20 protein-coding genes are annotated in these 25,431 nt (G+C 29.3%); 11 read left to right on the top strand and 9 right to left on the bottom strand.

Annotated elements, in window-relative coordinates; translation table 11 throughout:
• The first annotated feature begins 104 nt into the window (after positions 1-104).
• A complete protein-coding gene (locus ACZ5SO_RS09335; RefSeq protein WP_464624173.1) occupies positions 105-782 on the top strand; it encodes a SatD family protein in 678 nt (225 codons plus the stop codon).
• Positions 779-1,510 (top strand): DUF3307 domain-containing protein, encoded by a 732-nt coding sequence (locus ACZ5SO_RS09330; protein WP_464624172.1) that lies wholly within the window; start codon positions 779-781, stop codon positions 1,508-1,510. The genes ACZ5SO_RS09335 and ACZ5SO_RS09330 overlap by 4 nt, the downstream gene beginning before the upstream one ends.
• A 27-nt stretch (positions 1,511-1,537) precedes the next feature.
• Here the strand turns inward: ACZ5SO_RS09330 and ACZ5SO_RS09325 are convergent, their stop codons facing one another.
• The gene (locus ACZ5SO_RS09325) at positions 1,538-2,125 is read right to left on the bottom strand and encodes a DUF6657 family protein (RefSeq protein WP_464624171.1); all 588 of its coding nucleotides are present in this window, start codon (positions 2,123-2,125) and stop codon (positions 1,538-1,540) included.
• A 105-nt stretch (positions 2,126-2,230) separates the two neighbouring features.
• On the opposite strand from ACZ5SO_RS09325, the gene ACZ5SO_RS09320 reads away from it, so the two are divergent.
• Genes ACZ5SO_RS09320 through ACZ5SO_RS09310 form a run of 3 tightly spaced genes read left to right on the top strand, consistent with a single transcriptional unit; the run spans position 2,231 to position 4,645 of the window.
• Positions 2,231-2,869 (top strand): trimeric intracellular cation channel family protein, encoded by a 639-nt coding sequence (locus ACZ5SO_RS09320; protein WP_464624170.1) that lies wholly within the window; start codon positions 2,231-2,233, stop codon positions 2,867-2,869.
• Positions 2,848-4,035 carry an alanyl-tRNA editing protein gene (locus tag ACZ5SO_RS09315; protein WP_464624169.1) on the top strand — a complete coding sequence of 396 codons (1,188 nt, stop codon included), beginning with the start codon at positions 2,848-2,850 and terminating at the stop codon, positions 4,033-4,035. The genes ACZ5SO_RS09320 and ACZ5SO_RS09315 overlap by 22 nt, the downstream gene beginning before the upstream one ends.
• Positions 4,028-4,645, top strand: coding sequence for a YqaA family protein (locus tag ACZ5SO_RS09310; RefSeq protein WP_464624168.1), 618 nt, complete (start codon positions 4,028-4,030; stop codon positions 4,643-4,645). Before ACZ5SO_RS09315 ends, ACZ5SO_RS09310 begins: the two co-directional genes overlap by 8 nt.
• Here ACZ5SO_RS09310 and purB read toward each other — a convergent pair.
• The 4 genes from purB to hpt all read right to left on the bottom strand — a co-directional run bounded on the left by purB (position 4,640) and on the right by hpt (position 8,549).
• A complete protein-coding gene (purB, locus tag ACZ5SO_RS09305; RefSeq protein ID WP_464624167.1) occupies positions 4,640-6,037 on the bottom strand; it encodes an adenylosuccinate lyase in 1,398 nt (465 codons plus the stop codon). The genes ACZ5SO_RS09310 and purB overlap by 6 nt on opposite strands.
• Before the next feature lie 83 nt (positions 6,038-6,120).
• A complete protein-coding gene (locus tag ACZ5SO_RS09300; RefSeq protein ID WP_464624166.1) occupies positions 6,121-7,389 on the bottom strand; it encodes an adenylosuccinate synthase in 1,269 nt (422 codons plus the stop codon).
• 10 nt (positions 7,390-7,399) lie between these two features.
• The gene (locus tag ACZ5SO_RS09295; protein WP_464624165.1) at positions 7,400-7,939 is read right to left on the bottom strand and encodes a phosphoribosyltransferase; all 540 of its coding nucleotides are present in this window, start codon (positions 7,937-7,939) and stop codon (positions 7,400-7,402) included.
• A 49-nt stretch (positions 7,940-7,988) separates the two neighbouring features.
• Complete coding sequence (hpt, locus tag ACZ5SO_RS09290; RefSeq protein ID WP_464624164.1) at positions 7,989-8,549, bottom strand: hypoxanthine phosphoribosyltransferase; 561 nt, start codon at positions 8,547-8,549, stop codon at positions 7,989-7,991.
• A gap of 261 nt (positions 8,550-8,810) precedes the next feature.
• Here hpt and ACZ5SO_RS09285 point away from each other — a divergent pair, with 261 nt between their 5' ends.
• From ACZ5SO_RS09285 to ACZ5SO_RS09265, 5 genes are all read left to right on the top strand, one after another.
• Positions 8,811-10,148, top strand: a complete 1,338-nt coding sequence (locus tag ACZ5SO_RS09285; protein WP_464624163.1) for a phosphomannomutase/phosphoglucomutase — start codon at positions 8,811-8,813, stop codon at positions 10,146-10,148.
• A 371-nt stretch (positions 10,149-10,519) separates the two neighbouring features.
• Positions 10,520-12,505 carry an alpha-ketoacid dehydrogenase subunit alpha/beta gene (locus ACZ5SO_RS09280; RefSeq protein ID WP_464624162.1) on the top strand — a complete coding sequence of 662 codons (1,986 nt, stop codon included), beginning with the start codon at positions 10,520-10,522 and terminating at the stop codon, positions 12,503-12,505.
• Between the two features lie 135 nt (positions 12,506-12,640).
• Positions 12,641-14,179: a phenylalanine--tRNA ligase subunit alpha gene (gene pheS, locus ACZ5SO_RS09275; protein WP_464624161.1), complete on the top strand. Its 1,539-nt coding sequence runs from the start codon at positions 12,641-12,643 to the stop codon at positions 14,177-14,179.
• Entirely contained in the window at positions 14,179-15,873 is a 1,695-nt protein-coding gene (pheT, locus tag ACZ5SO_RS09270; RefSeq protein WP_464624160.1) for a phenylalanine--tRNA ligase subunit beta, read from the top strand. The genes pheS and pheT overlap by 1 nt, the downstream gene beginning before the upstream one ends.
• A gap of 500 nt (positions 15,874-16,373) precedes the next feature.
• On the top strand, positions 16,374-18,407 hold the full coding sequence (locus ACZ5SO_RS09265; RefSeq protein ID WP_464624159.1) for an oxidoreductase: 2,034 nt from the start codon (positions 16,374-16,376) through the stop codon (positions 18,405-18,407).
• 55 nt (positions 18,408-18,462) lie between these two features.
• On the opposite strand, the gene ACZ5SO_RS09260 is transcribed toward ACZ5SO_RS09265, so the two are convergent.
• The 3 genes from ACZ5SO_RS09260 to ACZ5SO_RS09250 all read right to left on the bottom strand — a co-directional run bounded on the left by ACZ5SO_RS09260 (position 18,463) and on the right by ACZ5SO_RS09250 (position 22,371).
• Positions 18,463-19,062: a TetR/AcrR family transcriptional regulator gene (locus ACZ5SO_RS09260; RefSeq protein ID WP_464624158.1), complete on the bottom strand. Its 600-nt coding sequence runs from the start codon at positions 19,060-19,062 to the stop codon at positions 18,463-18,465.
• 262 nt (positions 19,063-19,324) lie between these two features.
• On the bottom strand, positions 19,325-21,100 hold the full coding sequence (locus ACZ5SO_RS09255) for a chloride channel protein (RefSeq protein WP_464624157.1): 1,776 nt from the start codon (positions 21,098-21,100) through the stop codon (positions 19,325-19,327).
• A gap of 257 nt (positions 21,101-21,357) precedes the next feature.
• A complete protein-coding gene (locus tag ACZ5SO_RS09250; RefSeq protein WP_464624156.1) occupies positions 21,358-22,371 on the bottom strand; it encodes a helix-turn-helix transcriptional regulator in 1,014 nt (337 codons plus the stop codon).
• A 67-nt stretch (positions 22,372-22,438) separates the two neighbouring features.
• Here ACZ5SO_RS09250 and ACZ5SO_RS09245 point away from each other — a divergent pair, with 67 nt between their 5' ends.
• Complete coding sequence (locus ACZ5SO_RS09245) at positions 22,439-23,593, top strand: helix-turn-helix transcriptional regulator (RefSeq protein WP_464624155.1); 1,155 nt, start codon at positions 22,439-22,441, stop codon at positions 23,591-23,593.
• On the opposite strand, the gene ACZ5SO_RS09240 is transcribed toward ACZ5SO_RS09245, so the two are convergent.
• The gene (locus tag ACZ5SO_RS09240; RefSeq protein ID WP_464624154.1) at positions 23,577-25,196 is read right to left on the bottom strand and encodes an EAL domain-containing protein; all 1,620 of its coding nucleotides are present in this window, start codon (positions 25,194-25,196) and stop codon (positions 23,577-23,579) included. The two genes, ACZ5SO_RS09245 and ACZ5SO_RS09240, sit on opposite strands and share 17 nt — an antisense overlap.
• Positions 25,197-25,431: the final 235 nt, after the last annotated feature.

Here is a 25,431-nt window from a genome sequence, read left to right as displayed (position 1 = left end):
AATTTATATTATGATAATTTTAAATCATAAATTAAAAATATGATGTCAATTTGACATATTCTAAATATATGATATAATTTAATCATAAAAAGAGGTGATAATTAATGAATGATGAATATTATTCTTCTAGTTTAATAGCAATTATTGGGGATATTAAAGAATCTAAAAAATTAAATAGTTCTAATAGAGGCTTTTATCAGCGAAAATTAAAAGAAGAATTAGATAAAATAAATAAAAAATATAAAGAAGAAATCCAATCTAATTTTGTAATAACTTTAGGGGATGAATTTCAAGGGGTATTAAAAAGTGCGACTGTCTTATTTGAAATAATAGAGATGGTACAGTTTGTAATGGATCCTATTTTAATGAGATTTGGAATAGGGATTGGAAAAATTTTTACAGATATAAACAGACTAGCTTCAATTGGTGCAGATGGTCCGGCTTATCATCGGGCAAGAAATTCTATTTCTATGATGAAAGATAGTCGTGATGACATACAAAATATATATTTAGATACGGCAGATCCTATAAAGGATTTTGAACTTAATTCTCATCTATATTGGGTATGTAATAATTTTAATAATTGGACACAGTTACAGCGAAATATTATAAAATATAAGGAAACAAATCCTTCTCTTACTCAAACAGAAATTGCTTCTTTATTAAAAATTAATCAATCTTTAGTAAGCAGGAGTTTAAAAGCTTCACGATATGATAACTATGTTAAATCAAAGATTTCCATATCCCAAATATTAGAAAACATTCTTAAGGAGATGCGATGAATAATATTTTAGTAATATTTATTTTACTCCACATTTGTGGTGATTTTTATTTTCAAAATCAAAGCATGGCAGAGAGGAAAAATTCAAATTATTTATTTGTTGTATATCATAGTATTTTTTATTTTATTACTATGTTTTTTCTTTTTATTTTTTATAAAGTAACACTATCTCTTCTTATCTCTATGTCAATAGTTGGTCTCTCACATTTTATTATAGATTCGATTAAATTTTTATTTATGAAGAGATACAACAAAGAGAGTAATTCTTTATTTATAGTAGATCAACTTCTTCACTTTTTAGTGTTATTTTCTTTATTTTTAGTTATAAAAAATAGTGATTTAGTAGAGTGCTATGAAAGGTTTTCTATAGAAAATATTATTCTCTATCTTAACTGTTTTACTGCCTTGTTAGTAATTTTTAAACCAGCAAATATCTTAATTAAAAGTATTTTACCATCTTCTATAAAAAAAGGAAAAGAGGAAGAAATTTCCTCTGTGAAATTTGGTAAATTAATTGGAAATCTTGAAAGGCTTTTAATACTTATGTTGCTTTGTGTAAATCAATATGTAGTAATAGGATATATATTTACAGCTAAATCTATAGCAAGATGGAAAAAATTAGTAGAAGATAAAGATTTTGCTGAATACTATTTAGTTGGGACTCTCTTAAGTGTTATAATTGCAATAGTTGTTTACTTTATCTTCTGTAGAAATATATTTATAAAGTAAATTGGGATGAAAATCACCCCAATTGTTTTATAATAATTCTTCTTTGATTTTTGCTTTAACGTTATCTAAAGTTTCATTATATTGTTGATCTAATTTTTTCAAATTCTCATCAAGCAACTGCATAAATTCTTTATCTTGTTCAGCTGAATATGTAAAACCCTCTCCATATTGTTGTTGTAATTGGGCTTCTTTTTGTTTGATTACAGGCTCAAATTGTTCTTTCATCTGTTTTACAAGTTCATCTTGATGGTTTAAATATTGTTTAAAGAATTCTTTAACTTGATTAATAGTATTTACCAATTCATCACTGTCGTCTTTTAAAAATGAAATAATATCTATTATTTTATCTAGAGTTGTTTCGAAATTATTATTTTTAGGAAGAGAAAGATTTAGCATTAAAATATTGATAATCCCCTCTATAGTGCTTTTTTTATCAGTAGAGTTTTCAAAGTCCTTTTTGAACTTGTCCAAAGTATAATCGATATCATTTATATATAAACCACAGATTTTTCTTCCAAGTTTAACTTGTTTCTCTTTGTTTATTTTGTCCATATCAACATTAAGATTTTCAGTTTTTTCTAAAGCTATTTCCCAAGCAGATTTTATTCTAGCCATAACCTTACCTCAATTTAAATTATTTAAAGAAAATTCTTTATAAAGATAAGATAATAACAAATAAACTAATTAACAAGTACCTTAAAGATGTGGTAAATTGCTTTTATGACAAATACAGTTGATTTGATTTATGGTTTCGACATTTTTGGAACAATAATCTTTGCTCTCACTGGGGCATTGAAAGGTGTGGAGAAGGATTTAGATTTCTTAGGTGTTATAGTATTTAGCACTACAGTTGGTTGTGGTGGAGGTATGATTAGAGATGCTTTAATCGGTGCAACTCCTGCTGCTGCTTTAACAAATTACATTTATTTAGTTGTTTGTGTTATTGTTGGAATCATAGTCTTTTTTATCGGTTCTTTTATTCATTCTGAAAGAAAAATAATTAAATATGCTGATGCTATAGGTCTTGGTGTTTTTACTTCCTTAGGCTGTGCTAAAGGTGCTCTTTATGAGTGTTCAGCAATGGGACAGGTTCTTTGTGGAGTAGTAACGGCTACAGGAGGGGGAGTAATTAGAGATATTATGAGTAAAAATATTCCTACTATATTAACTAGTGATTTTTATGCAACTGCCTCTTTACTTGGGGGCTTTTTATATTTAACTTTAGAAAAGTCTACTCTTTCTAGATCTTATTTGTTTTTAATAAGTGCTGTGTTTGTATTTATAATAAGAGTAGTAGCAATAAATTTATCTATGGAGCTACCTAAAAGTGGTTCTGTTTGGAAGAAGAGGAAGATGTAATGGCTGAAGAATTAAAACAATATTACTTAGATACATATAAAAAAGAATTAAAGGCTAAAATTACAAAAATAGATGGTAATAAAATATATTTAGATAAAACAATTTTCTATCCTGAAGGTGGAGGGCAACCAGGGGATAAAGGTTATATAAACAATTTTACTGTATTAGATACTCAAAAAGATGGAAATGATATTTATCATTTAGTAGATGAAGAAACTAATTTAAAAGTTGGAGATGAGATTTTATTAAAATTAGATTGGAATCATAGATATTATTATATGAAAATGCATGCTGCTCAGCATTTGATAAGTGGCATTTTATTTAACTACTTTAAAGTTGGAACCTTATCTGTACACCAAGGTTCATCTTATTTAACTATTGAAATAGATAATCCATCCTTTAGTGAAGACGATTGCTATAAAGTTGAAGATATTGCAAATGAAAAAATTTTAGAAGGCTCAGATATCTCTTATTTAGAGATGAATAAAGATGAGGCATTAAAACTTCCTCTTAGAAGAAGTATTAAAGTTGATGGTTTAATTAGAATTGTTAAAATAGAAGGTAATGATTTAATAGCTTGTGGTGGGCTCCATGTTAAAAATACTAGAGAAATTGGTAGAATAATGTTTTATGGAGTTGAGAAAATTAGAAAACATTATAGACTATTGTTTAAAGTCTCTCGTGATGCAGTTCTATACTCTAGAAAATCTCATATTTTATTAAAAGAACTTTGTACTCTTCACAGTGCTACTTTTGATAATCTGCTCTCATGTGATAAAGCTCTTTTTGAGAAAAATTTAAATCTTGAACGACAAATGAGAGCTTTAAAGAAAGAAAATGCTAATTTGATTCTAACTGCCTTATTAAATAGTAAGGATGAAAACATAATAATTGAAGATATTAGTGATAGAGATTTTGAGTTTAAAGATATCGATTTAGATGTTGATAAAGTTTTATTCTTATATAAAAAGGAAAATAATTTATTAAAGTGGTTTCTCTATCTAGGGGAGAGTTTTAAATCATATAATTTTAAAGACATTAGAGAAAAAGTATTGATTTTAATTAATGGAAAAGGTGGGGGAAGATTCCCTTATTTTCAAGGAAAAGGTGAATTAACTGATATTGAACGATTTAAAGAGGCTTTTTTAGGATATTTTAATGAATAAGAAAGAAAACGAAAAACATACTTTTTTAAAAGAAAATGGGAAATTTGATTGGAAAAAAATAATTATTAGAACTTTTTTTATGCTTATTTTTATTTTCCTCATTTTTATTCTTTATGATAAAATTTTTAGAACAAATGTAACTGCAAATACTTTAGCTACAGAATTATATAATGATTTAGGCTATCATGGAGTTGCCTTGTTTGTGTACCTTTGTGACACTTTTATAGTGCCTTTAACTCCAGATGTTATGTTCCCACTTGTTTCAGCTGATTGGAGCCCTTGGCAAATAACATTTTTTATGGGATCTGCCTCTTTTTTAGCTGGGCTTTCAGCCTATTGGTTAGGGCATTTAGTTTCTCTAATTAAAGTGATTGATAATGTAGCAAATAAGATTATGGGAAGTCATAAAGTCTTAATACATAAGAAAGGAGCCTGGGCTGTTGTCTTGGCCGCTTTGACTCCTATCCCTTATTCTACAATATGTTGGACAGCTGGTATTTTAAGAGTAGACTTTAAGAAAGTTGTGTTAGCAAGTTTAGTTAGATTTCCAAGAATGCTAATATACTACTACTTATTTAGAGCTGGAATTCATGTTTTAAATTTTCTATAATATTTTTTTAGCTGCTTTTATAATTAAATCAGTTCTAAATGGAGCATCTCCAATATATTCATCTGCATTTAATAATTCATCAGCCTTTTCTTTGCTAACATATTTTAAGATGACCTTATCATTAATTAAGGCTTCTTTTAATGTGTTAGTTTTGCCTTCTTGTACTTCTTGCCAAGCTTTTAAACTATGTTCACGAATTACTTCATGCATTTCTTGTCTATTTGCTCCATTTCTACCTAGTTCCATCAATAGTCTTTCACTTGCTGCAAAAATACCGTAAGTTTTCATATTCCTTTCGATAGCTGTTTTATGGATATTCATATTTTTAACAACCTTAATTGCAGTTAGAAGAATTTCATCTGAAGCTAAAAAAGTAGAGGGAAGTACAACTCTTCTATTTGCACTATCATCTAATGTCCTCTCTAAAAGAGTTTGTGCACTATTTTGCCAAACAGTGTTAGACTGAGAGCTTATAAATCTACATAAACTATCAATTTTTTCACTATTTATTGGGTTTCTTTTAAACGGCATAGCTGAAGATCCTACTTGATTTTTTCCAAAAGGTTCTGACCATTCTCCTATAGGTGGAGATTGTAAAATTCTGAAATCTATAAAGAATTTATAAAGAGTACAAGCTAGGGAAGAGAGTGCATTTATAACGCGTAAGTCTTGTTTTCTAGTATAAACTTGAGTTGCAGCATCAAAGGCTTTAAGATCAAGTTTAGCCATTACCTTATCTTCCATTTGACTAGCACTCATGTTTGTATTTTTTAACAGTTCACTATAACTTGCAGCAGTTCCTACTGCCCCTTTCATTCCTTTGCCTTTTATATTATCTCTAACTCTTTCTAAATCCTTAATATCGTCAATTAAATCTTGAGCACTTTGTGCTATTCTATAACCAACAGTTGTAGGTTCAGCTGGTTGAATATGTGTGAATGCCATACAAGGCATATCTTTATATTCTTCCATTTTATCTATAAATAGTTTTAATAACTCTTTTGATTTATCAATTATTAAAGATAAAGCTTCCTTTAGTCTAATAGCATCCATATTATCTAGAATATCCATGCTAGTTGCACCAAGATGAATAATAGCTGCTGCAGAAGGGCATTGCTCTGCGTAAGTTTTAATTTCAGCCATCAAATCATGATGGATTATATTTTCAATTTCAGTTGCTCTATCAACATCGATATCAGTTTTGTGAGCCAATAATTCTTCAACTTGTTTTTGGCTTACTAATCCAGCTTCCATTTGAGCTGTTGCGAGAGCAATCCAAATACGTCTAAGCAAAATTCTCTTATGTTTTTCGCTATAGATTTCTCTCATTTGAGAGCTACCATATCTCCAAGTAAAAGGTGATATATATGTATCATGGGTGAAGCTTGTCATTAAATTACTCCATATTTTATTATGCTAATAACAGATTATTTTGATAAAAAAGGGTTAAGCTTTAGCCTAACCCCTATTTAAAATTATAAAATGATAATTTGATCTCTTTCCGGGCCGACTGAAATAAATTTAATTGGGGCACCAACTAATTTACCAATTTCAGTACAATAATCTTGAGCTTCTTTTGGTAGGTCTTCCCATTTTCTAGCTTTAGAAGTATCGCATTTCCAACCTTTAAATTCTTTATATATAGGTTTTGCAACTTCTTGAAGTGCAGTTTCAGGTAAGTAATTAATAACCTCTCCATTAACTTCATAAGCAGTACAAACTTTAATTGTATCGAAATGATCTAAAATATCTAATTTTGTAATAGCGATACCAGTGAAACCATTAATCCAACAAGAATAATCAGCAGCTACAGCATCAAACCATCCACAACGACGAGGACGACCTGTAGTAGCACCATATTCATGTCCGATATCTCTAAGTTTTTCGCCATCAGCATCAAATAGTTCAGTCATGAAAGGACCACCACCTACACTAGTAGAATATGCTTTTACAACACCAATTATTTCATCAATCCTATTTGGAGCAATACCAGCTCCACTACAAGTTCCACCAGCTGTAGGGTTACTACTTGTAGTATATGGATAAATACCCCAGTCTAAATCTCTCATTATACCGAGTTGACCTTCTAGAAGAATGTTTTTGTTATTATTATATGCATCACGGATAACAGGAACAGAGTCAATAATTTTATCGCCAAACATTTCTCTCCATTTAGCACAAACATCAAGCATTTCTTCAATTGTAACTTGAGGAAGACCAAAATATGCTAATTCTCTATTTTTTCTTGGTAAAAGCATTTGTAATCTTTTTGTTAGTCTATCAACATCTAAGATATCTACAGCTCTAATTCCACTTCTAGCAGCCTTATCGCTATATGTAGGTCCAATACCTTTCTTTGTAGTACCAATTTTCCAATTCTTGCTTTTACTAGCTTCTTCTGCACCGTCTAAAGTACAGTGGAAAGGCATAATTAAATGAGCTCTTTTATCAATGAATAAATTGCTTCCATCAACACCTGCTTTTGCAATGGAATCTAGCTCTTCTTTCATAGTATCAAAATTTACTACTGTTCCAGCTCCTACAATGTTAGTAGTTTCTGGGTTGAAGATACCGGAAGGGATAATGTGTAGGGCAAATTTACCTTTGTCATTAATGACAGTATGTCCTGCGTTATCACCACCTTGAAAGCGGATACATAAATCAGCTTTTGTTGCTAAATAGTCAACAACACGACCTTTTCCTTCGTCTCCCCATTGGGCTCCTACAATAGCACTAATACTCATTGTTTTCTCCTTAGCCTTTATTTTTTAATAACATGGCTTGTTCATTTTTTGTATGTTCTTCAATATCCTCGGCATCCCACGGATATTTAATCCATAAATCCTCAATTTCAAGAGCTGGATAATATCTTTTAATCTGCTCTGGGAAATCGGCATCTTTTTCTTTAAGTTTGTTATGTAGTACTAAAACAGCAATTTCTTCGGGATCATATTTTAATAATTCTCTAACGCAGTAACCAAGAGTAGCTCTAGTATCATCTACTTCATCAATTAATAAAACTTTTTTCCCTTTTAATTGTTCTTGTACTTCATCAATCCACTGAATTTTGGTTGGGTGGGTTTTATGCTTTTTATCAACACCATAATATGATATACCAACAGCATAAATAGGGCGGTTAATAAAAGTCTTGATTATTCTTGCAGGAATAAATCCTCCAGAACCGATTGCAACAATCACGTCAGGGTCAAAGTTGCTTTCTGTAATTCTTTGTGCTAACTCTTTGACTAGTTTGTGAACAGTGTTGTAGCTAACATAAAATTTTTCGTTTTTCATAAAGAAGTTTCCAATTTTATTTTATTTTATTTTTTTGTAAATTTATTATTTAATTTTGAGGATGCATTTCGGCAATATATGGGAGAGTTCTGTGTTTTTCATTATAATCTAAACCATATCCAACTACCCAAACATCTGGAATAGTAAATCCCACATAATCTATTTCTACAGGTACAGTATGTCTATCTGGTTTATCTAATAAAACTAAAGTTCTAACACTAGCTGGTTTTCTTGATTTAAAGTTTCTTATTAGATAATCTAAAGTATAACCTGAATCTAAAATATCTTCTATAATTAAAACATGTTTATCTTCCATGTTTTCCCGTGTATCCATTAAAAGCCTAACGTTACCACTAGTCCTATCTCCTGTATAAGAAGATAAAGCAATAAAGTCAACAACATGATCTATTGTTAATTTTCTGCATAAATCTGCGGTCAAAATAAAAGAGCCCTTCAATACCCCTACGAGTATAAGACGCCCTTCAATGTTTGCATATGCTTCATTGATTTGATGTGCTAATTCATCAACCCTTCGAGAGATTGTATCAGCATCAATTAATACTCTAACCAAATCTTTAGTTAAAGCAGGTATTGCTAATGAAGATTCCATAGCCCCTCCAAAACTTAGTATAGTTATTTGTACAAGAAATAAAGATAATAGTCAATTAAATTTGGGGATGTTAAAAAGATTATTAATTCACACTTTTTACGTATTTTATAGATAAAAAAATATACTTAATATATGGCAATATGAAGTATTAAAGTAGATTTAATTTTTACACTTATATTCATCATTTAGCGTTTTATAATTATTATTTTTCTGATAAAATCAAATTGTATTTACTATACAATTTAACTAATTGGAGGTTATATGAAAGCATTTAAAGCTTATGATATACGTGGAGTTTTTGACAGCGATTTAACAGTTGATTTAGCATATAAAGTTGGCTATTTTTTACCAAAATTACTAGATGCAAAAACAATTCTAGTTGGAAGAGATATGAGAGTCTCATCTCCTGAAATTTTTACAAGTTTAACGAAAGGAATTACAGATGCTTCTTGTGATGTTTTAGATATAGGTCTTGCAACAACTCCTATGGTTTACTTTTCGACTGTACATTTTAAAGTAGATGGTTCTGTTCAAATCACAGCTTCACATAATCCTGCTAAATATAATGGATTAAAAATTAGCAGAAAAATGGCAGTTCCAGTTGGTGGAGAAACTGGTTTAAATAAATTGCAAGAAATGTGTGAGAGTGGCATTATTGAAGTGTCTGAGAAAAAAGGCACTATAAAACAAGTTGATGCAAAAACACCATATTTAGATTTCTTAAGAAAATATAAAGAAGATTATTCAGATATGAAAATAGCTGTCGACTGTTCAAATGGTATGGCTAGTTTGTTAATAAAAGAGGTACTAGGTAATGATGTAAAATATATATTTGATACATTAGATGGTACTTTCCCAAATCATGAACCTAATCCTTTAGATCCTAATAATACAGTTCAACTACAAGAAGTTGTAAAGAAAAATAAATGTGACTTAGGAATCATTTTTGATGGAGATGCTGATCGAGTCATGTTTATTGATGAAAAAGGTGGATATATTCCAGCTGATCATTTAATGGGTTTATTAGGTGAAAAAATGTTGGAGTTTGAAGGTGAAAAAATAGCTGTTGTCGACATTAGGACAAGTAAATCAACAACTGAATATTTAGAGAAACTTGGTTATGAAGTTATAATGTGGAAAGTTGGTCATGTTCATGCTAAGGCAAAGTTAAGAGAAACAGGGGCCGTCTTTGGTGGAGAACTTGCGGGCCATTATTATTTTAAAGAGTTTAATAATTGTGATAGTGGGATATTTGCTGCATTAATGGTTTTAAATATTTTAAAGAAAAAAAGAGCAGAAGGTAAAACTTTATCTTCTTTAATCGGTGATATTGTAAAATATGAATCAAGTGGTGAAATAAATTTTAAAGTTGAAAATAAAGATGAAGTAATTTCTATTTTAAAAGATACATACGCTCCAACTGCTACAAAAGTTTTAGATACTGATGGCTATAGAATTGAATTTGATTCATGGTGGTTTGGAATTAGAAAAAGTAACACAGAACCTTATTTAAGATTGGTTGTAGAAGCAAGTAATAAAAAAGAACTTGAAGAAAAAATTAATGAACTGACAATAATTATTAAAGATAACGCTAAGTAAAATAAAAGAATATAATTGGGGTGATTTTTATCACCTCAATTTTTTACTACTTTTCATCTAACACATCAATATAATTAAAATTTTTTTATTCTAATGTTGTAAATATTTATATATTAATCACATTATTTTGGTTTTTGTGGATATAAATATTATAGAAATTATACAAAGAAAGTACAATTTGAGGATAAAATATTGATAATTCGCATCAAAATTCAAAATATATTATTTTTTTATATTTACATCGGTAGTTAATTAAATTATGATTTACTTAACTTAATACTGAGACGTCTGAAAAACTTCTCATTAAAAAACTGTGTATACGGTTTAAAAAAGATTATAGACTTTACATTTGTAATCATTAAGGGGAAAGTATGCAGCTTAGCAAAAAAAAAGCTTTAAAAGCATTAGAAATAATGCTTAATTCAAGATATTTTGAACAACAAATTTCTAACTTATTTCAGAAGAAAATCATGCATGGAACAACTCATTTAAATATTGGTCAGGAAGCTTGTCAGGCTGGCCTTGCATTAAATTTAGATGATGGCGATTGGATAGTTCCAACTCATAGATGCCATGGTTACACAATAGCTAGTGGTAGCTCAATGTATAAAATGTTTAGTGAAATGTTTGGCTCTTCCCACGGCCTTAGTAAAGGACTTGGTGGTAGCATGCACATGAGCGATGTAGAACATAATAATCCAGGTTCATCTGCTGTTGTAGCTAGCGGTGTTGGTCTTGCAGCTGGCCTTGCATTTGCACTTAAAAGAAAAAAACAAAAGAATATGGCCGTTGCTCTATTAGGTGATGGAGCTACATCTCGAGGGGTAGTTCATGAGATTATGAATATATCTTCAATATGGAATTTACCTCTTTTATTTTTCTTAGAGAATAATGGATATGGGATGAGTGCAAATATAAATAGGATGGCTGCCGGAAAATCCCTTTCTGATCGTGCTAAAGTTTATAACATTAAATCTGTCACTATTGATGGTAATGATGTTGAAGCTGTTTACAAAGCAGTAAATTTAGCAAAAAAATACATAATTCAAGAAAAAAAACCTTATTTTATAGAATGTAGAACATATAGATTTAATGGACACTCAAAATCTGATCCTTGTGTTTATCGAACTAGAGAAGAAGAATCATATTGGTTGAATAAGTGTCCTATTAAGACGTTCACTAATAGACTTATAGATCAAAAGATTGTAAATAAAAATGAGATTGATATTTTAAATAAAGCTTGTTCAGCTTTTGTTTTACAAGAGTTAAAAAAGGCTGAAGCTGTGAAAGATGATTGTTTAGGTGAAGAGGAAGCTAGTAAATTTGTCTTTGATCCATTTCAAGTTGAAGAGAAAAGATCTCAATTTTTACATCGGGCTATTGGTAGAGAAGCTATAAGAGAAGCTTTGTTAGAAGAGTGTCAATTAGATGACAATGTAGTATTGATTGGCGAAGATATTGGAATTTATGGTGGATGTTTTAAAGTCACTGGTGATTTATATACACACATAGATGATCAAATTTATGAAACACCTGTAAGTGAAGAAGGTTTTGCTGGCATAGCAGTTGGTGCTTCTCTACTTGGTATTAGAAGTGTTGTTGAGGTTATGTATGGAGATTTTTCAACCCTTGTAAGTGATGCTCTAATTAATCATGCTAGTAAAATTAGATTTATGAGTGCAGGTCAATTTAATTGCCCTGTAGTCTTTAGATTCCCTATGGGATGTGGAACAGGTCATGGAGCCCAACACTCTCAATCATTAGAGATGATGTTCTCTAATGTTCCAGGTTTGAAAATTGTTGCACCGTCTTCTCCAAGGAAAGCAAAGGCACTATTAAAAGCTTCTATTAGAGATAATAATCCAGTTATTTTTTTAGAACATAAATTATTATATCTTTTAGAAGGCGAAGTTGGAGATGAAAATGACATCATGCCATTAGGTAAAGCTAGTATTCTTCAAGAAGGAAGTAAGGTTTCACTAATTTCTTATAGTTATAGTGTTAATACTTGTATCAAAGCTGTTAAATTACTAGAGCAAAGTGGAATTGGAAAAGACGTTGTTGAAATTGTAGATATAAACACCTTAGCGCCATTAGACCGAGAGACTATAATTAAGTCGGTTTCTAAAACTCATAGAGCGTTAATTGTTCATGAGGCACCTCTTGCAGCAGGTTTTGGTGCAGAAGTTGCCGCAACAATATGTGAAGATGAGAGGGCTTTTAATTCTTTAGAAAAACCAGTTATGAGACTTGGTGGTAAAAACTCCCCAATTCCGTTTTCTCCAACATTAGAGAAATCCTCTGCCCCATCTGAATTTGAGATTTTATCAGCATTAAAAAAACTTTTAGACATATAAAAGAAAAAAAATAAAAAACTCTATTGATAATCTCAATATTTAATAGATTTTGACCTTTTCATTTTTTCTTTTGTTTAATAAGATAAGTTGAAAATTAGTTGCATTTTTTTGTAATTAAATCTAGGAGTAACAAATATGGACATTGATGTAAAGAATTTGCATCCCTTAGAAGTCCGATTGCTTCGTCATGTAAAAATGGGTGAAGATATCACTAGTGAGAGATTGATTAGTGAGTTGGATTATAAGGTAGGGCAATGTAACCAAGCATTTAGTTGGTTATGCAATAAAGGCTTTTTAGAGGAAAAGAGTCGTACAACACGTACTCTTTTTGAACTAACAGAGTTGGGTCAACAACAACACAAAGATGGTATTCCAGCCTTTAGAATCTTTACATTTTTAAAAGAAAATGGAGAAGCTACTTTACCTGAAATAGCACAAAAGCTTAATTTAGAAAAAAGCGATGTTGGTTCCGCTTTTGGTTCTCTTTCAAAAGCAAAAGTAACTAAGATGAATCAAGATAAAAAAGCAATTGTTATTTCTGATGACCTTCCTGAGAGAGAAAAACTAATTATAAGCTTAATAGATAGAGGCGTTAGTGGTGCTATTGAAGAGTCTTCATTAACTAATGAAGAAAAAAAGGTAATGTCACAAATCTCTAAAAAGAGAGGAGCTTCTAATTCTGCTTTTAAAATGATTGAAAGAGAAGATGTTGTTTATGTTTTAACTGAGGAAGGAAATAAGGCAAGAGAAGCTATATTTGCAGCTCATATTACTGGTGAAGAACTAGGTAATGTTACACCTCAAATGCTTTCTTCTGGTAGTTGGAAAACAGGTACTTTCCGTCCTTATGGAATAGATGGTCCAACATCTAAGATTATTCCAGGAAGACATAATCCTTATGGTAATTACCTTCAATGGGTAAAAGACAAATTAACATCTTTAGGATTTGAAGAATTTGATGGTTCTTTAGTAGAAAATGAATTCTGGAACGGTGATGCTCTATTTATGCCACAATTCCACAGTGCTAGAGATATTCATGATGTTTATTATGTAAAAAATCCTTCTCATTGTAAGAAAATTGAAGAGCCCTGGTTAAGTAATGTAGCTCAAACCCACATAGATGGTTGGAAAACTGGATCTCGTGGTTGGGGTTATCAGTTTGACCATGAATTTACTAGAAGACAAATTATGAGATCACAAGGAACAGTTCTTTCTGCAAGACAACTTCCAAAAGCAAAAATACCTGGCAAATACTTTGGTGTTGCTCGTTGTTTCAGATATGATCAAGTTGATGCAACCCACGGTGCTGATTTCTATCAAACAGAAGGAATTGTTTTAGGAGATGATGTAAATCTAAAAACTTTATTAGGCTTATTAAAATTATTTGCTGAAGAGATTGCTGGTGCTGAAGAAGTTAAATATGTCCCAGGATATTTTCCATTTACAGAACCTTCTATTGAAGTTCATATAAAACACCCTGTATTAGGTTGGTTTGAGTTAGGAGGAAGTGGAATCTTCCGCCCTGAAGTAACAAAGCCTTTAGGTATTGATGTTCCAGTTCTTGCTTGGGGATTAGGAATTGATAGAATGGCCTTAATGCATTTAGGCTTAAATGATTTAAGAGAATTATTCACCCCAGATATTGATAGTGTTAGAACAAGGAGGGGAAATTAATGCCAAAAATAGAAACCACTGAAAAAGCATTATTTACTTTTTTAGGTAGAACATATAGTGATGAAGAACTTGAAGAAATATTCCCTGTTGCTAAGGCTGAATTAGATGGTCATGAAGGTGATGTTATAAAAATTGAGCTAAATGATACAAATAGGCCTGACTTATGGTCAGCAGCTGGTTTGGCTCGTTTATTAAAGTCCTATGAGAATGGGGAAGTAGCAATGTATGATTTCTTCTCAACAAAAGATGAATCTTTTGATGCAGAAGGAAGATCTATGAAGGTAGAGAATTCTCCTTCTTATAGAAAATATTCAATTGGTTTTGCTGCAAAGGGTCATGTTGTAAGTGAAGAAGATTTATTAGCATTAATCCAAAGTCAAGAAAAACTTTGTTTTAACTTTGGAAGAAAGAGAAAAACTATTGCAATGGGAATTTATCGAAGTGATTTGATTAATTATCCAGTTCACTATACAAGTGCTGATCCTGATAAAACTTCTTTTATTCCTTTAGGAATGGATGAAGAACTAACTTTGAGGGAGATTTTAGAAAAACATCCAAAAGGTATAGAATATGGTCCAATTATCAAGGATGAAAAAGTTTATCCTTATCTTGTAGATGATAAAGGAAATACTTTATCAATGCCACCTGTAATTAATAGTTCAAGTGTTGGAGCTGTTGAAGTTGGAGATAGTGACTTATTTGTTGAAATGAGTGGCCCTATATTAAAAAATCTTCTTCTTGCAGCATCAATCATGGCTTGTGATATGGCAGATATGGGATTTGAAATTTTACCTGTTAAAGTTGAATTTGACAGTGAAACAGAATTTGGTAAAGAAATAACAGTTCCATATTACTATCAAGAACCAATGAAATGTTCAATTGCAGAAGTTAGAAAGACAACTGGTATGGATTTTACTAGTGAGCAAATAATAGCTGCATTGAAAAAAATGGGTGTTTTTGCTATTTCTGATGATAAAGATATTTTTATCACAGTTCCTGAATATAGAGATGACTTTTTACATGCAGCAGATATAGTAGAGGATGTAATTATTGGATATGGTTTAAATAATTTTGAACCAGAGATGCCATCTTCCTTTACTATGGGTAGATTAACTCCTGCTGAAGAAATTGGTAGAAAAGTAAAAGATATTATGGTTGGTTTAGGATTCCAAGAAATGATGTACAATTATCTAGGTTCTAGAAAAGAATATATTGATAATATGTGCGTAGATGGATCAAAATATATTCAAATTGCAAACCCAATGAGTGAAAACTATGAATATGTTCGACCTTCAGTTATCCCAAGTTTATTAGAAAGTGAAAGTATTAGTGCAAGAGCACCATACCCACATAAAATCTTTGAAGTTGGAAAAATCGCATTTTTAGATGAAAAAGATAATAGTGGAACAGTTACAAGAAATTCTCTAGGCTTTATGTCTGCAGATTCTTTGATGGGCTTTAATGAAGTTTCTTCTTTAGTTAGTACTTTGATGTATTTCTTAAAAATAGATTACAAAAATGAAGTATTAGAAAATGATCCAAGATTTATTGAAGGTAGATGTGCAATCATTACAGCAAAAGGTAAACAAATTGGTATCTTTGGTGAAGTCAATCCACAAGTTTTAGAAAATTGGGGTTGTTCAATGCCAACTGTTGTTTGTGAAATTGATTTAGATACAATCTTAAGTCTTTAAAAAACAAAGATAATAGACAAAATTTAATTATCTATTATTGATGAAAAAAATTCCTTTAGTAGTTTATATACCACTAAAGGAATTTTTATATCTTAGAATTAATTAATAAAATTCTTTAATTCATATAAAGAAATCTAAAATTAAAGTTCATTTTTTTTAAAAAAAGTTTCAATTATCCTACTTCTAACTTCTTTTACCTTAATGTCAAAATGGAATATCAATAAGAATATATATTAGAAATAAACGGGATTTATAATTAAATAATTGTTTGTCTTATAACTAATTAATTAATCAAAGGTCTATATATTTTATACTTATTTGACAAAATAATAATAATAAAAAGAGATCAAGTTTAAATATTTATTTATCAAATTTTATGATTACCTAGAAAAAAAATATTTCAATATTTTTTTATTGATAGTTGACAGCTCACTCTTTTAGATGTATCGTTTTATTTGACCGAATATGATTCGGTTAAATAAAATTAGTGAGGTTTTTATATGAAATTCGAAAATTTATTTTCTCCAATTAAAGTGGGAAGTGTTGAAATTCCTAACCGTATTGCAATGATGCCCATGGGAGTTTTTTCTCCAAGAATGATGCGTCCTGATGGTAGTTATACTAAAGATGGTGCCGATTATTACATTGAAAGGGCTAAAGGTGGTACGGGTCTAATTATTACAGGTTTAGTTCCTATTATGCCTTTAGGTCCTGGTTTTCCATGCATTGTAAGTGATAGTGAATCCTACATAAAAAATCAAAAATATTTAGTTGATGGTATTCACAAATATGGTTCAAAGGTATTTATTCAAATGTCAGCACTCACAGGAAGAGTTAGTATTCATCCAGGAGATCTAGCACCAAGTGCTACACCTAATGTTTGGGATCCTACAAAATTATCACGTGAAATGACAAAAGAAGATATTAAGAATTACATAAATTATTTTGCTCAAGGTGCTAAAAATGCTAAAGATGCAGGTATAGATGGAGTTGAAATTCATGCTGTTCATGAAGGATATTTGTTAGATCAATTTGTTATTGCATCTATGAATAATAGAACAGATGAATATGGTGGCTCTCTTGAAAATCGTCTTCGTTTCCCAGTTGAAATAGTTCAGGCTATAAAGGCTAAATGTGGCGATGATTTCCCAGTTTCAATTAGATATAGTGTAAAGAGTTATATCAAAGCTTTTAACAGAGGTGCACTTCCTGGAGAAGATTTTGAAGAATTTGGTAGAGATATTGAAGAAAGTAAAATCATAGCTAAAAAACTTGAAGAAGCTGGATATGATATGTTAAATTGTGATAATGGAACTTATGATTCATGGTTTTGGCCACATCCACCAACATATATGCCTAAAGCATGTAATTTAGAAGATGTTGCTATTATTAAAAAAGAAGTTAGTATTCCTGTTGTATGTGCTGGTAAATTTGATAATCCAGAATTGGCAGAACAATCTATTATAGATGGCAAAATGGATATGTTAGGAATGGGAAGACCTTTATTAGCAGATCCTGATATTGCAAATAAATTTAAGAATGAAAAATTAGATGATATTCGTCCTTGTATTTGCTGTCACATGGGTTGTCTTGGTAAAATTTTCCAACCTTCAGATAATGATATTAGTTGTGCTTTAAATCCTGCTTGTGGTAATGAAAAAGCATATGCTATTACTAAGAGTGATAAAGTTAAAAAAATCTTAGTAATAGGTGGAGGAATTGGTGGAATGGAAGCTGCTAGAATTTCTTCACTTCGTGGACATAAGGTTGATTTATTTGAAAAAACAAATGAACTCGGTGGAGTTTTTGTAGCAGCAGCAAGTCCATCTTTTAAAGATGATGATAAAGTGCTTTTAGCATGGTATAAAAAGCAAATGAAAGATTTAGGCGTTAATGTAAAAATGAATTATACTGTTACAAAAGAATTTATTGAAAAAAGTGATTATGATGAAATATTTGTTGCAACAGGTGCTACTGCTAGAAAATTAGATATTGCTGGTCTAGATGACAGTAATAGAACTTATGCTATTGAAGCTCTTGGAAAAGGTACTGTAGATGGTGATAATGTTCTTGTTATCGGTGGTGGTTTAACAGGTTGTGAAATTGCTTATGAATTTAGTAAACAAGGTAAAAAAGTTTCTATTGTTGAAATGGATTCATCCTATCTTAATGTACCAGGTATGAGTGCTGCAAATATTAATATGCTTTTAGAATTATTAGAAAGTTATAAAGTTCCAGTTTTAACAAATTCTCGTGTTACTAAAGTAGAAAATGGTAAAGCAGTAGTAGAAACTGCACCTAAAATGGTATTAAATTCAGCAAATCGTTCGAAGTTAATGGCAATTCCAGCAAAAAAAATAGTACAAGAAATTCCTACAGATCATGTTATTATTTCTATTGGATACAATAGTGATAATAAACTCTATAATGAAATTAAGGACTTAAAAAATGTTCATTTAATTGGTGATGCTAAAATGCCATCAAATGTAATGAATGCTATTTGGGAAGCTTACGAAATAGCAATGAATATCTAATTTTATGATTAGTACCGATGACTGGTTGTTTGAAAACTTAGTCATCGGTTTAAAGTTATTTTTTAATTAAATAATAATTTAGTACCACAGTAAGATCTTTTAGTCCTTCAGTAACTAAATCATAACTACCTTCATGAAGACACCAATCATAAATAGTTCCTCTTGAAATTCTTAAAATCCTTTTCGTTATCTCTTGAGCATCCGCCTCAAATATTTTCTCTTCTATACCTTGTAGAACGCTTGAGTAAACTAGTTTATAAAATATTCTATCTTCATTTAGAATATACTTATTTTTATTAGAAAGTTGATTTTTGAAAAATTGAGTTGCATATATATATCCTAAGGAACCGATAGCTTTAAGTTGCTCTTCAATTAGAAATTTAATATTGTCTTGAGCTAATGAAGGTTTTCTTTTGTTCCAAGATTCTTTTAATTCTTTATCAAACCAAAAATAACCTTCATTTAATACACTTTCTTTGCTAGAAAAATGGTGATAAAAAGCACCAACAGAAATTCCAGCTTCTTTACATATTTGAGCTATAGTTACTTTTTCATAAGATTTTTCGACAAAAAGAGTTGTTGCCTTATCGAAAATGTTTCGACGAGTGTTAAGTGCCTGTATTTTTCTGAGATTTGGTTTACTATCTTCTTTCATATATTTATTTAATCATAGTGTGTTATCTCTGTAAAGATAGTTCTTAACTAAAATAAATCTGTACATTTATTTTAATTGCCTCTCTTTTACCATAAATCTTATAAACTATAACTTATTACATCATATTTATAACTTCAAATTTACATTAAGTGATATTGTTGTATAACATTTAATCAATTTTTAAATGCACTTTTTATTTTTAAATTAAGCACAAATAAAATTTGATTTTTAGCATAATAAATATTATTCTTTTTAATTGTTTTTAAGTTACACATCTCTTTTCTAAACTTGCATTTAATAGTTTTTTCATAGTAACTAAGCCAACAACTTTGTCCTGATTTTTAATAATTAAAATAGAAGAATTAGATCTTTGCATTAGAGTTAAGGCATCGTAGTTATTGCAAGAAGGAGAGACATCAATTTTAACTCTTTCTATAAATTGATTAATATTTTGAGTCTCATCATACTCCGCTTTATATAAATCTTTATATTTTATTATACCAATTACGTTTTTATCATCATCAATAACAGGGAGGACACTTAGATTATTATTTTTCATTAAATCAATAGTGTCTTTAATGTTATTGTCAGGTGAGCAAGAAATAAAGTCTTTCTTGCATACTTGTGAAACTGAACAGGTTGAAAAACTAGAGATACGTTTATCAAATTCTACATGAATACCTCGTCTAGATAGTTTTTTTGTATACATAGTATCATGGCTCAACAGTTGTGCGATAAAAAAAGAAATTACAGAACATAACATTATAGGTAGCATAATTTCATAGTTTCTTGTCATTTCAAAAAGCATAATAATTGATGTTAAAACACCTCCTGTAACACCAGAAACTATTCCAACCATTCCAACTAAGGCGTAAGCTGCGATTGATCCTGTTGTAGTTGGAAATAAAAAATTTGCAATAACTCCCATGATTCCACCTAAGGCAGCACCTAAAAATAGTGATGGTGCAAATATCCCACCTGAACCTCCACAACTTAGAGTTAGAGAATTAGCAATAATTTTAATTGCTACCATGAATAAGAGTATCCCAATTGTTGTTGCTTTATTAGCTAAAACAAAATCCATAAATTCATAACCAACTCCGAAAATAAAATAATTATCAAATAGTTGTAGAGAAATATATCCTAAAATCCCAATTAAAATTCCTCCGATAGCAGATTTAATTAAGGTATTAATTTTTATTTTATTTACAAAATCTTCAAACCCATAAACGCTTTTTATAAAAAGCACCGATACTAATCCTGTAAAAATACCTAGAATAATATGAAAAAATAATTCAAAAGTTGAAATCATAGCATATGAAGGAATTATAAAAGCAGGACTTGAACCGAGGAAAATAGCCGCACAATATGTTGATACAATTGAACTTATTACAAGAGGTAAAATAGTCATAATACTATATTCTGGTAATATCAACTCTAGCGCGAACATTACCCCTCCAATTGGAGCGTTAAAAGTTGCTCCTATACCACCGGCAGCACCTGCTCCAACTAAAATTATTTTTTCCCTAGAAGATAATTTGAGAAGCTGACCAAGGGAAGAGCCAAAGCTCGAACCTATTTGAACTATGGGGCCTTCTCTACCAACAGAACCTCCGCCACCTATAGTAATAGCTGAGGCGAAAATTTTAACTAAAGCTACAATCGGACGAATTGTTCCACCATTTTCAGCTACTGCATCCATTACCTCAGGAACCCCATGTCCTTTAGCTTCAGGGGCCCATTTTTCTGTTATAAAATTAGCAAGCATAAGAGATAGTGCTGGAACAATAATAACCCATTTACCCCAACGCGAAACATTTGATATAACACCTACAGATTTAAATGATAAAGTGCCTTGAAAAAAAATATTATAGAAGAAGTTAATTAGATATCTAAAACCAACAGACCCAATTCCAGAAATAATACCAACAAAAATACAAAGTACACCTATAAAAGCTGTTCGTTGAATTTGGTAGGTCCTCCAATCTTGTAGTAATTCATATACTCCTTTTGTTTCTTTTGTCCTGATTTTTGGCATAATGTAGTACTCCTTTTACAAATCATTGTGAAAATCAACTAAATAAAGTTCTGTTCGAGTTTGAGTTCTTGAAATATGTTTTAATTGTTTTAAATTATAATTTAAAAAGTAAATAATATTTAATAGAACAATACTTAACTCGTTATAACAATATCCATTTTTAACAATAACATGGATATAGAGAGGAAACCACTAAAATTTTAATTTTCATAATATAAGTTAAAAAAGAAGGTGAAATTTGAACGTAAATGTTCGTTTTAACATTTACTTTCTTCTCTAAAACTATTTGGAGTTTTAGAAGTATAGCGTTTAAAGAAACTAATGAAATTATTAGGACTTTTAATTCCTACAGCTTTAGATATTTCGCTAATACTTTTATTAGAATAAGATAGAAGATTTCTTGCCTTATCTATTCTTTGCCTATTTACATATTCTTTGAAAGTAGTATTAGTAACCTCAAAAAATAGGGTAGATAGATATTTAGCACTAATTCCCATTTGTTTTGCAACCTTATCGAGTGTTAGTTTTTTTTCTAAGTTATTATTAATATAAAATTTAGCTTCCCGAATTTTTTGGTTGCTTTTTTGAATTGTAAAATTAAAGCTATCACTTATTTTATCAATTAGTTGATAAGTTTTAAACAACAATTGAGAACTATTTTCACAAAATTCAAATTCGCTTGTTATTATAGTAGTTAGAAATACATTAAAATCTGGATCAATATTATTTTTATCAATAGTACTAAATATATAGCTAAAAATATAAATAACTAGATTCTTTTGCAATCTAAAACTACTAATATCTTTTTCTCTTATAATTAAAGATATAAACATAATTTTAATATATAATTTTAAAGCCTCTATATCTCCAGTTTTAATACTTTCTTCAATAAAATCTATAAGGTTAATCTCAATAGGTTTTATAACTCGTTTACAGTCTATTAAATCACTTAAATCACAAGAAATATTAGCAGCAACCTTATCTATATTTTTATTATAGATTTTGTTAAAAAATAGGAAAAATAGAAGTTTAGCATTTTCATAAATTAATAAATTGTCCTTTTCAAAGGGGCCGAAGATAAACAGTTTATCTTTTTTGATTATTATATGATTATAATCTTTGTCTTCAATTATGAATATATTTTTACGCTTTTTTATAAAATTTAAAATGTTTTCACAATTGCTAAACTTAAGAGTATTTTCATCATTAAGCATTTTAAATCCAATGTTATTCAAAGTACATAAATCTTCAATAAGTTGATAGTTTAGCATTATTGTCCCTTTTAAATAATAAATTAATTTAGTTTTATAAAACTTATGTATATATTATAATATAAATATGAGAAGTCAAAAAGAGATAGATTTATTGTGTAAGATTACAAATGCTTATTATTTAAAATTTAAAAATAGTGGGGAGTGCATAAGTGAATTCAATCCAACAAATATTTTAAACTTAGATCATGATCTCTATTATTCAAAAAAATTATTATTTGAAAAATTATCAACAGATATAGTCATATCACTTAAAGAGAACCTTTTTTATATATTAGTTAAAGAAACTTCTATAGTTCACATGCTAGGACCACTTGAGATTGATTTTAAAAATTTAGATGATTATCATTTTGTCTCATATAATGAAGTAGAAGCAGTATCTAGATTATTTTATTTTCTTTTGACAGGGTATGAACTTTATTATCATATACCTCGCTTTGTAGATGAGAGTTATAAGTTTTACAGAGGAGAAAAATTCTTTTTTAGTGAAGAAAAAATATTTAATTTTGAAGAACAACCTAATTTTACACTTAACAATCAATATCAATTATATAATGTCCTTTTGATAAGTATTAAAGAAAAAAATAAAGGGTTCTTGCACAATTATATACATAGTTTGCTAGAAGAAGATTTATTCGAAGAATTATTAGTTGATTTTGAAGAAAATGTAATTGAGAAATTAGGAATTTTTAGGTTGAAAAAAAATATATTAATTCATACAGTCTCAAAGATCATGTTTTATTTAAATGAAGAATTAGTAAATAAAAATAATAATATAAATATCTCGTATTTAATAATTAGCGAAGTTGAAAAAGCTAATAATATAGATAATTTACTTGAAATAGCTTATAAAATAATAGATCAAATAATTGATTCAATAGAGGATTATCAAATTAGTATAAATCCATATATAAGGAAAGCTACAAATTACATAATTTGCAATTTAGATCAAAAATTATCACTAGAGTCAGTAAGTAAAGAGTTATCTATAAGTCCTAAATATCTATCCTTTTTATTTAAAAAAGAATTAAATATTACTTTTAAAAATTATTTAATAGAAAAACGGCTTAGTAAGGCAAAAAAACTTTTACTATATACAAATAAAAGTCTTAGCGATATATCTTTAGAAATTGGGATACAAAATTCTAATAATTTTATTTCATTTTTTAAGAACTATGTTCATACCACTCCAAATAAATATAGGTTTAATTTTGAAGATTAGAATTAAGATTTTTATTGAATAATAGAAGGCCTGAAGTATCTAAGGGTTTACTATAATAGTAGCCTTGAATTTTATCCACACCTATTTCTCTTGCAATTTTATCTTGTTCTTCTGTTTCGACACCTTCTAAAATGATTTCGAAATTTAAATCTTTTATCATTTTAACAACTGTTTTTAAAACTTCTTTTTTAGATTCTTCTTTTTCACAAGCAAGTAAAAGATTTCTGTCTAATTTAACAATATCGAAAGGAAGAGTAAGAAAAGATTCAAAAGTAGAGTAACCAGTGCCAAAATCATCTAGACTAAGTTTGAATCCTTCCTTTTTTAATTTCTTCATGTTAGTTGTTAAAATATCCCAATTGATAGCTTTTGTTGATTCTGTAATTTCTAATACGATTTTAGAAGGGTCTATATTATTTCTGTCTAAAATTGAAATAAAGTCTTTAACTATATGAGTTTCCATAAAATGAATCATAGAAATATTTATAGAAATAGTTTCGAAAGGAATTTTAATAGTATTAATAACATGACAGATTTCTTCCATCATAGATTTTCCAATCGCTACAATCGTTCCATTGTTTTCTGAAATTGTAATAAATTCATCACAAGGAACGTAGCCAATACTAGGTACTTGGATTCTAGCTAAGGCTTCTGCTGTATCAAATGTATTCTTTTTTAAATTAAAGATTGGTTGTAAATTAAAATCAATAGGTTTGTTATTAACAATTTTATGAATTTCGGTGTCAATAATTCTATTTCTTGCGAAAGCTATAGCATCGTCGGAGGAGATGTATAAATCTAGTTTAGTATTTGAGTCATTTAATTTTTTTAAAGCCCATTGAATAGCATCTTTATAAGAGATTCTATCAGAAAAAGAATCTAGAGGGGCAGTGTGTGCGAAGAGATATCTAAGAGGTAGTGCTGCCGGTGTAGTCTCTTTTAAATGTATGAACTCATCAGAACATATATTTGCAGCAATCATTCGCTCAGCGTCTGTTTTATATGTTATTGCAAAAGTGTTTTGGTCTATTCTAAAGATGATTGATTGCTTTAGTGCTTTTTTTATTTTATTTATAATATCCGAATAAGTTTTTGGTATAAAAGAAAAAGTAGATAGTTCGTTACTAATATTTGTGTGTTTAACATGGAAGAAAAGCAGTTTAGTATCATTATTAATTTGTGTTAAAATATAGTTATCAAATGTTTCAGGATTCAAGGCTCCCGTAGCTGTATCTTCGGAGAGAATTGGACTTTGTTTTTCAACAAAAATTATTAAAATTAAGATAGCGTTTGCAAATTGTAGTAATTGGATTTTTGGTGTTAAATAATGTGCAATAATCATTAATACCAAAAATAATCCACAGAAAATTAAAAGGTTAACTTTCCTTTTTTGCATTATATTTTTCTGTTTAATTAAAAAATAAATTGAATCAATTAAATAACAAATTGCACTGAACCAAATAAAGGAATATAGAGGACCATAAGTAAAACTTCTATCATTAGCGATAGAAAAAATGATTCCACTTGTATCATTGTTGATAAGCATTATAAGAACAGTAATTGCCGGAATACTTAAATAAAAAACCCTATGCTCTCTTTTCATATTAAATCTACTGTTAAAATATAAATAGACAGATAGGATTTGAAGTTCTAATAAAATATAAAAAATTATACAAGTTGTGTAACAAAGTGCTAAAGAATATTTTGTGCTATTTAAAAAATGTATATCTAAAATATTTGTAAAAGCTGTAAATATACTTAAAACAACGTACATTGAAAATGGTCGCTGTGTCGGGTTATAAATCTGGCTCTGTGATATTTGCAAAATAATTATTGTT

The sequence above is a fragment of the Pleomorphochaeta naphthae genome, assembly GCF_055396005.1.
The sequence above is the reverse complement of the archived record's forward strand: the minus strand, read 5'-3'. Positions and strand labels throughout refer to the sequence as shown.